This is a genomic window from Propionibacterium sp. (assembly GCF_047719395.1).
In the GTDB taxonomy this organism is placed as follows: Bacteria; Actinomycetota; Actinomycetes; order Propionibacteriales; family Propionibacteriaceae; genus Propionibacterium.
Genome location: NZ_JBDNTB010000005.1, coordinates 55,058 through 66,638, shown reverse-complemented (window position 1 = coordinate 66,638; position 11,581 = coordinate 55,058). Strand labels below are relative to the sequence as shown.

Here is an 11,581-nt window from a genome sequence, read left to right as displayed (position 1 = left end):
CCCACCCCCCCCCCCCCACCCCCCCCCCCCCCCACCCCCCCCCCCCCACCCCCCACCCCCCCCCCCCCCCCCCAACCCCCCCCCCCCCCCCCCGCCCCCCCCCACCCCCCCCCCCCGCCCCCCCCCCCCCCCCCCCCGCGGGGGGGGCCCCCCCCCCCCCCCCCCCACCACCCGTCAGCCGAGGACCTCGGTCCTGGCGGCACGTGTGGCCAGTCTGGTGGTGCTCGCCGCGATCGGTCTGAGCCAGTGGCTGATGAACCAGAATCGATTCAGCGATCTCATCGGCGGGGTGCTGCTCGGTGGCGCGGTGGTGGCCCTGGTGCTGTTGTTCGCACGGGTGCGCATGCTGCCCCTGATCGCCGTTCGCCGCCCCGAGCACGTCGCACGACCCCGAGGCGGGCTGTGCGCAGTGATCTACAACCCGGCCAAGGTGGCCGACGAGATGATGTTCCGACGACAGATCGCCAATGAATTGGCCGGTGACTTCTGGCAACCCGCTCTGTGGCTTGCCACCACCCCCGATGATGCTGGGCGGGCCATGACGGATGAGGCAATCCAGCGGGGAGCTGATCTCGTCATCGGCGCGGGCGGTGACGGCACGATCCGGGTGGTCGCCCAGCAGCTCGCTGGCAGCGGCATCCCCTTCGGCATCGTGCCCTCGGGCACCGCAAATCTGTTCGCCAAGAACCTCGGTGTCCCGGGCGACCAGGAGGATGCCATCCGGATCGCGGTAATGGGCCGTCCGGTTGCGATCGACCTGGTCAAGCTCGTGGTCGACCACGACTTCCGTCATCCGCTGCGGTTCGCGGTGATGGCCGGCATCGGATTTGACGCGCGGCTGATGAGCCGCACCAATGAGAACCTGAAGAAGGCAGTTGGTGCCCTGGCCTATGTCGTGTCGGCGATGCCCGAACTGCTCGTCAAGCCTCACCGGGTGGAGATCACGGTGGACGGCGTCACGCAGGTGCGTCGCAATGCCGTGCTCACCGTGATGGGAAATGTCGCCTCCATCGGCGGCGGCCTCGACCTCATGCCGGAGGCAGACCCGACTGACGGTCAGATGGAGATGGTGATCGGCTCGCCGAGCGGTCTGTCGGCATGGGCCAACGCCGCCGCGCAGGTGCTCACCCGCTTCGGGGTGGGCAGTTCACTGGAGCAGTACACCGGACGGCGGATGAGCGTCGCTGTTGAGGATCCGTTGCCCTACGAGTTGGACGGCGACACGGTGGGCGAGGGCCGTTTCTTCGAGGCCGAGGTCGATCCAGGTGCATTGCTCGTCATGTTGCCGCCCAGCCCTGACAGCCATTCTGCCGCAGACCGGTAGTCGGCGTTCTTGCCTCCATATCGCAGCGTCGGGCGCTGACGGTCGGCGCGCGGATAGCTGCCCAGGAAGACCACGTCCTTGCAGATGCGCTTCAGCCCCATGAGGGTTTCGGCAATCCTGTCGTCTTCCAAGTGGCCCTCGGCATCGATGCTGAAACAGTAACTGCCCAGCGTGGTGCGGGTGGGTCTGGACTCGATGCGGCACAGGTTCACCCCTCGCACGGCGAACTGCTGGAGGATGGCCAGCAGAGCACCGGGTTCGTCGTGGCGCATGTAGGCCACCAGCGTGGTCTTGTCGGCACCTGTGCGGGCAGGCATCCATCCTGGTCGTGCGGCGAGCACGAAACGGGTCACGGCGGAGTCGTTGTCGGCGATGTCATGCTCCAGCGAGACCAGTCCGTACAATTCCCCCGCGATGGACGCGCAGACCGCCGCGTCGTATCCCGAGTCGGGATCCGACACAGTCTTGGCGGCTGCGGCCGTGGACCCTCGCTCCACGATGTGGGCGTCGGGAAGGTGCACGGCCAGCCATTCGCGCACCTGCGCGGCGGCATGCGGATGGGTGATGACCTTGTTCACCTGGTCCAACGCAGTTCCGGGTCGCACGCACAGATCGAAACGGACGTCGACGAGAGCCTCCTGGATGATGCGAAGCGGCGAACGCTCAGGATCGCCGAGGTTGTCCAGGGATGCCGAGACGCCGCCCTCCACCGAGTTCTCGATGGGCACCATGGACGCTTCGACCTCGCGATCACGCACGGCATCGAGGGCGGCCGCCACTGTGAGAAATGGCCTGGCGGGAGCATCGCTGACGGTGAGCAGTGCCTGGTGGGTGAAGGTGCCCTCCGGGCCGAAGTAGCCGAGCATGACTACGAGCCTATTGGGCCAGCCGGTCGGATGCCGCATCGGCAAGGGGGCAATGCGACAGACTGGACCACACGATCGGGCCTGACGTCACGGGCGACCCTTTTACGGGGTGCCCGGCATGTCAGTGCCGTTCTCAGTCGTCCTGGGATGGAATGAGCGCTGCCGCGTGATGGGGCTCCCTCGCGTGCAGGACAACCGAGTCGAGTCCCGACGAGGTCCCTCGGCCCTTCTGCGCCCACGCCGTCCGGCCAACGGAGCTGAGCCACCCCGGGTGCGAACCGGGGCACTGCCACGATCTTCCGCATCTCCTCGGCTCACTTGAGCAGCCGACTCATCCTTCTGTCCGCCAGCACCTTGCCACCGGTCTGGCAGTGCGGGCAATACTGCAGCGAAGAGTCGGCGAAGCTCACTTCGGCGATGGCCATGCCGCAATCGGGGCATGGCTCGCCCGTGCGGCCGTGGATGCGCAGGCGAGTGCGCTTGTCGGCCTTGAGCTGGGCTGCGGTGAGTTCCTGGGTGTGGTCGAGAGCATCCTTCAGACCACCGACGATGGCCGTGTACAGGCGCTTCACCTCCTCTGGGCTGAGTGCCGAACAGGGCTTGAAGGGGCTCAGCCGCGCGTCGTGCAGGATCTCGTCGCTGTAGGCATTGCCGATCCCGGCAATGACCCGCTGGTCGCGCAGCAAACCCTTCAGTCGCGTGCGTCCCGCTGCTGACAGCAGTTCTTGCAACGCGTTGACCGTGAATTCTGGGGTCAGTGGATCGATGCCGAGCCCCTGGATGGCTGGTACCTCGCAGGGATCAACGACGATGTACACCGCCAGACGATGTTTTGTGCCGGCCTCGGTGAGGTCGAAACCCGCACCACTGTCGAGCCCGATGCGCAAGGCAATGCGTCCCCTGCCCGGCCCTGCTTTCCGCTCCGGCAGGTCATCGTGCCAGACCAGCCAGCCCGCCCGCGCCAGGTGGAATACCGAGTGCAGCGGCGGCGCCCCGATGTCGAGGAATTTTCCGTGCCGCGTCACTGCGGTGATTTCCTGGCCCACAAGCCGCTCGGGCGGGTACGCGAAGGTCTTGAGGACGCTGGGGGAACCCACTTCCACCCGCGTGATGACATGCCCCACGAGGTCGCCGCGCAGCAACCGCACCAGGGCCTCCACCTGCGGCAACTCAGGCATGATCGCCGCCTCCCCAGGAGATCAGGGCATGGAATTCGGGGCCGACCGGGCTTTCGGCCACATTGCGAACCTCGGCGAATGGCCCGCGCCAGCTCGTCAGCCGCTCAGCCATGGCCGATGCCCTCCGGCAACACACCGTAACCCCGGCGCCGGGAGTCGTCGGCCGTCGGCCACACCGCACCAGGACGATCCAAGGCAGCGCCCAGCAGGTGCAGATAGCGCCGCCGGGGAATCTCGACGGCGCCCATCGTCGCCAGGTGTGGCGTGAGCCACTGCACGTCGAGCAGCGCACCGGCACCGCCTGGTCCGGAAAGTTGAGCCCCCACCAGGGAGCCTGCCGGTGTGGCCGGGGCCATGACCTCACTCGTCAGCCCAGTTCCTGTGCTTGCACCCAGGATGCCGGCCAGCCGCACCAAGGCCACCTTGGAGGCATCCCGTCCGGCCTCAGGATCATGGAACATCGATTCCCCGGCGAACAGGCCACCCATCGAGACTCCATAGAGCCCGCCGACCAGCCTGCCCTCGGGGTCCCAGGTCTCGACGCTGTGCACGATGCCCCGGCCGAACAGCTCGGTGTACACCCGGGTGATCTCGTCGTCGATCCAGCCGCCAGGACGATGCGGATCCGCGCACGCGAGGATGACTCGGTCGAAGGCCGTGTCCACAGTGGTGGTGTAATGCTTCGCCATCTTGCGCAGACTGCGATGAACTCGCAGCGCGGACAGCTCGATCACGCCCCGGTTCATCGGCGACCACCAGCACATGCCCCCGAAACCCGACTCATGCAGCGGCATCGGGAACAGCCCCGAGGAGTAGGCGGCCATGGTGATGTCGACGTCCAGATCGTTGCTGAACCCCACGAGGTCCTGGTCCGGCCACGCATCAACTGGGCCGAACGCATGGGCGAGCATGACCCCAGTCTGTCACCGCCGTCGACCCCGCCCGGGGAACGGATGTGCCCTCCGCAGCTGCAAGGCGTCCTACGCTGCTTGCGCGCAGCCGCCCGGGTCTTGATCGTGAAGAACACCGATTCACCGATTGCGGTGGTGCGAGGAAACACGGCAGCGGCGTAAAGGGCATTTCAGCCGCAGAGCGTATGCACACCCCAACCGCTGGAACCAGGTGCGACCTGATGGAAGGCTGCCCGGGCATGACAGAGGCCCCGGGGCATTGCCGCGGGGCCTCAATGGTGAGCCGGAGAACTCAGTTGTCTCAGATGTTGATGGTCTGGCCGACGTAGATCAGGTTCGCGTCAGCGACCTTGCCGGAGTTCAGCTGGAACAGCTGCTGCCAGGTGGTGCCATTGGCAGCAGCGATGCTGCCCAGCGTGTCGCCGGACCGCACGGTGTAGGTGCCATTGGCTGCACGGGTGGGCGTGTAGCTGGTGCTGGTGCTCTGCGTGGTGGTCGTGGTGGCCGGAGCCGCGTACTTCGGCGTGTAGGTGGACTGCTTCGGAGCCGTGTAGGTCGAGGCCTGGGTGTTGGTGCTCGAGGCGGTTGTGGTCGAGGCCTGGGTGTTGGTGCTCGAGGAAGTTGTGGTCGAGCCCTGGGTGTTGGTGCCCGAGTAGCTTCCGGTGCTGCCACCCTTGGCGCCACACACCGGCCATGCGCCGATACCTTGACCAGCCTTGACCTTCTCGGCAACAGCGATCTGCTGCTCGCGAGAAGCATTCTGCGGGGAGCCGGTGCCACCGTAAGCAGCCCAGGTGCTCTGGGTGAACTGCAGGCCACCGGAGAAACCGTTGCCGGTGTTGATTGCCCAGTTGCCGCCGGACTCGCACTGCGCGATGGCGTCCCAGTTGGTCGTATCGGCGGACGCGTTCGACGCGAGAGTCGCGCTCACGCCGCCGGCCAGAGCAGCGGCCGCTGCGACAGAAGCGATTCGAGTAAGTGTCTTTGCCATGACCACCATCTTGGGGGAAAGCCTGAGAAATTCCAAGTCTGTGGCGATGAATTTCTCAGGCTTTTCCTCTATGGAAGAGCAAAACTCCTTGTCAGAAGGAATATTCCGCCATCTGAAAGTTTTGAGATTCATCTCAGGTTCTGGACAGCCCTCTCAGGATCGGCGTTCCACCTGCAGCGCCCGAGGGGCCTGGCGGATGTCTCAGCGGGCTTCCTGGTCCTGCCAGGCAACGTCCACGGGGCCGATGTAGATCTGGCGGGGACGGTAGATCTTCCCCTGAGGATCGTTGTGGATCTCGCGCCAATTGGCGATCCAGCCAGGCATCCGCCCGATCGCGAACATCACGGTGAACATGTTGAGCGGGATACCCAACGCCCGCAGAATGATGCCTGAGTAGAAGTCCACATTCGGGTACAGCCGCCGTTGGACGAAGTAGTCGTCCGCCAGCGCCACATCCGCCAGCTGGTGAGCCAGATCGAGCAACGGATCGTCGATGTGCATGACTTCGAGCAGGTCTTCGGCCGCCTTCTTCAGGATGCGCGCCCGCGGGTCGACGTTCTTGTACACGCGGTGCCCGAAGCCCATCAGCTTGACCGGTGTCTTGCGGTCCTTGACCATTTTCACGAAGGACTCTGGGGAGATGTTCTCCCGGCGCATGTGCTGCAGCATCTGCACCACGCCGGTATTCGCACCACCGTGGCGCGAACCCCACAGTGCCACGACACCGGCCGAGCATGCCCCGTACAGATTCGCCTCGCCGGAGGCGACCATCCGCACCGTCGAGGTGGAGCAGTTCTGCTCGTGGTCTGCGTGCAGCAGCCAGAACAAGTCGAGTGCCTTCACCATCTCGGGCCTGAGCTCGAACTTGTGGTACGGCAGCGAGAACATCATGTGCAGGAAGTTCTCGGCATACAGAAGGTCGGTACGCGGATAGATGAGGGGCTGGCCGATCGAGGTCTTGTAGGAGCCAGCGGCGATGGTGCGCACCTTGCTCATCAGGTTGGCGGCGTATTTCTCGAAGGTGACGTCGTCATTGGGTTCGATGCGCGGGCGATCATGCGCCGACAACGCGTTGATCATGGCCGAGAGGATCGCCATCGGGTGGGCGCGCTCGGGGAAGGCCTCGTAGTGATTCCGCATGTGCGTGTGCAGGGCCGCGTTCGCGGCGAGCATCCCGCTGAAATTCTCACGCTCCCCCACATCGGGCAGGTGCCCGAAGATGAGGAGGAAAGCGGTGTCGATGAAATCCGAGTGCTCGGCAAGCACCTCGATGGGAATGCCCCGGTAGGCCAGGATGCCCTTCTCGCCATCGATGTAGGTGATCGCCGACTTGCACGATGCCGTGTTCATGTAGCCGACATCCAGGGTGACCAGGCCGGAATCTCGTCGCAATGAGCTGATGTCGATGGACCGGTCACCGTTGGTCCCCACCACCACTGGGAACTCGTAGACCTTGCCGTCAACCTGCAACCTTGCGATGTCAGCCATGTGCGAGCCACCTCACTGCAGCCCCATGGCTGCCTACCTTCCCGCGGACCGTGTCCTCGGCTTGTGGACACAATCCCACTGCATTCGGTGCTCATTGTGGCGCCTCAGCCCGTTTCGCACAGGGATTTCACATGGCGGCCAAGTGCTTCAGGGCATGGCCGGGGGGTCGGTCACGCGGCGCAGGCACCCTCGACGACTACCGTGGAAACCATATTCAGGAGGTCTCCCATGCCCGTCTTCAAAAAGCCGGCGATCGGCACCATCGGAAGTGCAGTGGTCTCCATTGCCCCCGCCATTGCCCCCGGGCCCTCAGCCCAGGTGCTGCGCAAGCTGGCCGACCTCGCCATCGACGGGGTGTCCCTGCTGCCAGGGGCGCGCCATTCTGCGGGACACGCCCTGGAGCACAAGACCGGCGATGTCGAGGCTGCGATCAACGCACTGGTGATGTCTCATACGGCGATGGCCGGGGCGCAGGGCTTCGTCACGAACCTCGGCGGGCTGGTCAGCACGGTCGTCGCGGTCCCTGCGAACCTCGCAGGTGTCGCGGTGGTGCAGACCCGGCTGGTGGCCTCCATCGCGCATCTGAGGGGTTACAACCTGGACGATCCCCGCGTCCGTGAGGCGATCTGGATGGTTCTGCTCGGGCGGCGGGGCGTCGAGGAGCTGGTCGGGAAGGGCAAACTGCCGAGTTCACCGATGGGGGTGGCCACGGCGCCGGTCTCAGATCCGCGTCTGGAACAGCAGATCGCCGAGCAGGTGCTCCGCACCCTGGCCGCCCGCACCAGTGGCAAGCAGACGGTGGCCCTCATCGGCAAGCGCATCCCGATTTTGGGCGGGGGTGTGGGGCTGGCGGCCGACGGCTGGGCCACGTGGGCGGTCGCCGAGTACGCCAAGCATGAGTTCATCGTGCGACGCCGGACGGGACGGCCACACGGTCCCGAGGCCTGAACCAACCCGGTTCTGATTCGCTGGAACCTTCGGAAGCACCGAAACCTGAGGTGCCGGCTCCGGAATTCCGGCGCGCCCATCAGATGGGCACGCCCCCGTCCGGCCAGCGACTATGAAGCGCTGCTGTTCCCGGAATCTTCGACGCCGGTGCTGCCCGACCCCGAAGAAGATGTGCCTGCGTCACCCGCACCATTCATGTAATACCGCCGCACCCGGGGCGGGATGACTGTGGTCACCTCGTAGTTGATGGTGCCTGCCAGCCGGGCCAGCTCATCGCAGTCGATCGATTCCGCCCCACTGCTCCCGATCACGACCACCTCGTCCCCGCGATGCACGCCGTGGTCATCGGATTCGCCGAGATCGAGCATGGTCTGGTCCATGCACACCCGGCCGGCCACCGGGAAGCTGCGGCCGTTGACGAGCATCCTGCCCCGATTGGAGTTCAGCCGGTTGAACCCGTCCGCATAGCCCACCGGCACTGTGCCGATCCAGCGGTCGGTCGGCGCCTCCCAGGAGCGCCCATAACCCACGGTCTCGTGCGCCCGGACGTGCTTGACCAGGCTCACCCGGGAGCGCATGGTCAGGGCCGGGCGCAGCGCAACGGTGCGCGGTGTCGCCGGATCGGGGTACAGGCCGTAGAGGATGATGCCAGGACGCACCATCGTCATGCCTGAAATGTCATGCCACATCGCTCCGGCGGAGGCCGCGCCGTGCACCAGCGGCACCGGGGCGAGGCCGTGAGATGTCCTGTCGGACTGGACGCGCGCGACCGCAGCCATGAATTCTGCGATCTGGGCGACGGTGAAGTCCTTCCCCTGCGGGGTGTCCGAGACGGGCAGATGGGTGGAGATGCCCTCCAGTTCCAGTCCCGAATCCGTCACCTGCCGGGCCAGCTCGACTGCTCGTTCCGGTTCGCAGCCGATCCTTCGCATGCCGGTGTCGATGGCCATGTGCACTCTTGTCGGCCTCACCCTGGCTCGAGCCGCCGCCGCGACTTCGCCCAGCGATTCGTCATCGACCACGGTCAGCGTGAGTTCTGCGTCGAGTGCTGCCGGGATCTCCTCAGCGAAAGCATGGGAGAGCTTGAGGATGGGCAGGCCGATGCCGGCCTCGCGCAATGCGATGGCCTCGGGCACCGTGGCCACGCCCAGCCAGTCCACCAGCTGTTCGCGTTCGAGGAGCCGACTTATCTCGACTGCACCGTGGCCATATCCGTCGGCCTTGACGGCGGCGAGCAGCAGACGGTCCCCGGCCTTGGCCCTGATGACCCTGGCATTGTGCCGGACCGCATCGAGATCGATGGTCAGGTGCGTGGCGTACAGCATGCGCTCATTCTCCTCCTCACGCGCCCACGGCTCGGTTCCCGCGGGGTGGTCAGCGGCTCCACTGGCTCCGCGCTGACGACCTGGCACCCAGCCTGAGATATCGCGATTGGACGACGATGCCGACCAGACCAAGACCAATCCCAAGAATCCACCACCAGCTCACCAGACGTAGCGAAGAACTCGCAGGAGTCAGCCCCTCGACGACAAGATTTCCGGTCAGCACCCGCACGGCGAAGACGATCAGATCCGCGCCGGCCAGCGAGGTCGCAATGATGATGATCAGGCCGGGAAGATCCAGGGCAATGGCCAGGACGAGCATCACCAGGGCGCCCAGGCATCCGACAGCGATCACTGCCCATTGCTGATCCACCCGCAGGGCGGTCATCAGCAGGGTGCCCATGGCATAGCCGGTGCCAGCCAGGCCGAGGGCGATACCTACTCGGTAGAAGGTGAAAGCCAGCGCGCCCAGCAGGAGGCAACCGATGATCCCACCGATCCAGCCACCGGGGCCGGCGAGGAATTCGGTCTGCGTCAGCTCTGACACCATGCCGGCACCTATCGAGAAGCCGATGAGTGCGCCCAGCGCACTGATGGCGATTCTCATCGCTGGGTATCCGCGCATCACCAGGATGATGCCCACGAGCAGGGACAGGATTCCAACCACGGTGTTGTCCATGTCCACTCCTGAGTTGTGCGCTGTCGAAGACATCGCTGAAAGAACGGCGACGTTGTCCATTATGGCTGCCGGTCCGCAGCAGGAGAGGACGCTTGCATGACACGCACTGTCGGGGCACCGGCAGAATCCGCACTGCCGAGTCACCGGTGAGGGCAGGGGTGGCCCGGCGCCCAGCCCGCTCAGTCAGCCGTCCCAGCTGAGCAAGACAGCACTCCCGCGGCCTGCGCGGCGAGGACGTACGCAGCCGCCAGGCTGGCCACCGTCTCGTGGGCGTTCAGGCCGCTCGGATTGGGGAGCACGAACACCCGGCTGGAACCACTCGCCTCATCCCAGCCGACCTGCTCGGGCTGCTCCCCCACTGCAGCCCTGGGCCTGGCGAAACCGAGCCGGTAGGCGCCCACCCCGAGCACGGCCACCACTGCGGGCTTTCGGTGGGCGATCAGCCGGGTGAGATCCCGAGCACCGGCCCTGACCTCGTCTCGGCCCAGTTCGTCGGCGCGGGCCGTGGCCCGGTGCACGAAATTGCTGATGCCCAGACCCTGTGCCTCGAACTCTGCCGCAGCGTCCGCCGGCCAGCCCGTGGAGGCGTCGATGACATGGGAGACGATACCGGCCTGGGCGAGCGCCGGGTAGAAGCGGTTCCCGGGACGTGCGAAGTGCGCCCCGGCCGCTGCCGACCACAGACTCGGGTTGATCCCGACGAACAGCAGACCCAGGTGCTGCGGCAGCAGGTCGGGCAGAGTGGCACCTCGGTACTGCTCCAGCTCCTGTCTGGTGAAGCCCATGGTCTCAGCCGCGCCGCCCAAGCGTTGCCACCATGACCGCCTTGATGGTGTGCATGCGGTTCTCGGCCTCGTCGAAGATCACCTGGGCGTTCGCCTCGAAGACCTCGTCGGTGATCTCCAGGGCGGTCATGCCGGTGAGTTCATGGATCTGGCGTCCCACCGATGTGCCGAGGTCGTGGAAGGCGGGTAGGCAGTGCATCACCTTGACATCGGGATTTCCGGTGCGGGCCAGCAGCTCCGAGTTCACCTGGTAGGGGCGCAGCAGGTCGATGCGCTCAGTCCAGACGCTCTTGTCCTCCCCCATCGACACCCACACATCGGTGTAGAGGTAGTCCGCATCCTGCACTGCATCCAGGGAGTCGGTGACGGTGATGTGGGCGCCGGTCTGCTCGGCGATCTTCCGGGCCGTCTGCTGCACCTCGGCGGCGCACTGCAAGGATGCCGGCGAGACGATGCGCACATCCATCCCGGACAGCGCTGCGGACACCAGGGTGGAATTCCCCTCGTTGAAACGGGCATCACCCACATAGGCGATCGACAGCTCAGGTAGCGGCTTGCCGGAGTGCTCGCGCATGGTGAGCTGGTCGGCGAGCATCTGAGTGGGGTGCCACTCGTCGGTGAGGCCGTTCCACACCGGGACGCCGGCATTGGCGGCGAGCTCCTCGACGCGCTCCTGGCCGAAGCCGCGGTATTCGATGCCGTCGAACATCCGCCCGAGCACCCGTGCGGTGTCGGCGATGGATTCCTTGTGCCCGAGTTGGGAACCGGAGGGGTCGAGATAGGTGACATGGGCGCCCTGGTCATGGGCGCCCACCTCGAAGGCGCAGCGAGTACGGGTGGAGGTCTTCTCGAAGATCAGGGCGATGTTGAGGCCCGTCAGGGTCTGCTGCTCGGCGCCGGCGCGCTTGGCGGCCTTGAGCTCGGCCGCGAGGTCGAGCAGTCCGGCCCATTCCTGGGGCGCGAAGTCGGCTTCCTTCAGGAAGCTGCGGCCCTGCAGGTCGGGCAGTGCGGCCAAATCAAACGACATCAAATCCTCCATCGACGACAAGGCAGACAGCCTACCGACTTTCCGCCGGACCGAGCTGGCAG

11 protein-coding genes and 1 pseudogene are annotated in these 11,581 nt (G+C 66.0%); 2 read left to right on the top strand and 10 right to left on the bottom strand.

Annotated elements, in window-relative coordinates; translation table 11 throughout:
• The coding region (locus tag ABF648_RS01680) for a hypothetical protein (protein WP_415630558.1) at nt 1-203 on the bottom strand (203 nt) is incomplete at its 3' end.
• Nucleotides 204-253: 50 nt separating this feature from the next.
• On the opposite strand from ABF648_RS01680, the pseudogene ABF648_RS01675 reads away from it, so the two are divergent.
• Nucleotides 254-1,222, top strand: a pseudogene (locus ABF648_RS01675) (diacylglycerol/lipid kinase family protein); the annotation flags it as partial.
• On the opposite strand, the gene pheA reads toward ABF648_RS01675, so the two are convergent.
• The 5 genes from pheA to ABF648_RS01650 all read right to left on the bottom strand — a co-directional run bounded on the left by pheA (nt 1,204) and on the right by ABF648_RS01650 (nt 6,758).
• A complete protein-coding gene (gene pheA / locus ABF648_RS01670; RefSeq protein ID WP_415630557.1) occupies nt 1,204-2,190 on the bottom strand; it encodes a prephenate dehydratase in 987 nt (328 codons plus the stop codon). The pseudogene ABF648_RS01675 and the gene pheA overlap by 19 nt on opposite strands.
• Before the next feature lie 314 nt (nt 2,191-2,504).
• On the bottom strand, nt 2,505-3,368 hold the full coding sequence (locus ABF648_RS01665; RefSeq protein WP_415630556.1) for an Fpg/Nei family DNA glycosylase: 864 nt from the start codon (nt 3,366-3,368) through the stop codon (nt 2,505-2,507).
• Nucleotides 3,369-3,472: 104 nt separating this feature from the next.
• Nucleotides 3,473-4,279, bottom strand: a complete 807-nt coding sequence (locus tag ABF648_RS01660; RefSeq protein ID WP_415630555.1) for a leucyl/phenylalanyl-tRNA--protein transferase — start codon at nt 4,277-4,279, stop codon at nt 3,473-3,475.
• Nucleotides 4,280-4,580: 301 nt separating this feature from the next.
• The gene (locus ABF648_RS01655) at nt 4,581-5,270 is read right to left on the bottom strand and encodes a transglycosylase family protein (protein WP_415630554.1); all 690 of its coding nucleotides are present in this window, start codon (nt 5,268-5,270) and stop codon (nt 4,581-4,583) included.
• Between the two features lie 201 nt (nt 5,271-5,471).
• Complete coding sequence (locus ABF648_RS01650; RefSeq protein ID WP_415630553.1) at nt 5,472-6,758, bottom strand: citrate synthase; 1,287 nt, start codon at nt 6,756-6,758, stop codon at nt 5,472-5,474.
• Nucleotides 6,759-6,986: 228 nt separating this feature from the next.
• On the opposite strand from ABF648_RS01650, the gene ABF648_RS01645 reads away from it, so the two are divergent.
• Nucleotides 6,987-7,706, top strand: a complete 720-nt coding sequence (locus ABF648_RS01645; protein ID WP_415630552.1) for an EcsC family protein — start codon at nt 6,987-6,989, stop codon at nt 7,704-7,706.
• Nucleotides 7,707-7,816: 110 nt separating this feature from the next.
• Here the strand turns inward: ABF648_RS01645 and alr are convergent, their stop codons facing one another.
• The 4 genes from alr to argF form a co-directional block, all read right to left on the bottom strand.
• Nucleotides 7,817-9,031, bottom strand: coding sequence for an alanine racemase (gene alr, locus ABF648_RS01640; protein WP_415630551.1), 1,215 nt, complete (start codon nt 9,029-9,031; stop codon nt 7,817-7,819).
• Nucleotides 9,032-9,080: 49 nt separating this feature from the next.
• A complete protein-coding gene (locus ABF648_RS01635) occupies nt 9,081-9,707 on the bottom strand; it encodes a DUF4203 domain-containing protein (protein ID WP_415630550.1) in 627 nt (208 codons plus the stop codon).
• A gap of 179 nt (nt 9,708-9,886) precedes the next feature.
• Nucleotides 9,887-10,492, bottom strand: a complete 606-nt coding sequence (locus ABF648_RS01630) for a mismatch-specific DNA-glycosylase (protein ID WP_415630549.1) — start codon at nt 10,490-10,492, stop codon at nt 9,887-9,889.
• Between the two features lie 4 nt (nt 10,493-10,496).
• Nucleotides 10,497-11,519 carry an ornithine carbamoyltransferase gene (argF, locus tag ABF648_RS01625; RefSeq protein WP_415630548.1) on the bottom strand — a complete coding sequence of 341 codons (1,023 nt, stop codon included), beginning with the start codon at nt 11,517-11,519 and terminating at the stop codon, nt 10,497-10,499.
• Nucleotides 11,520-11,581 lie beyond the last annotated feature (62 nt).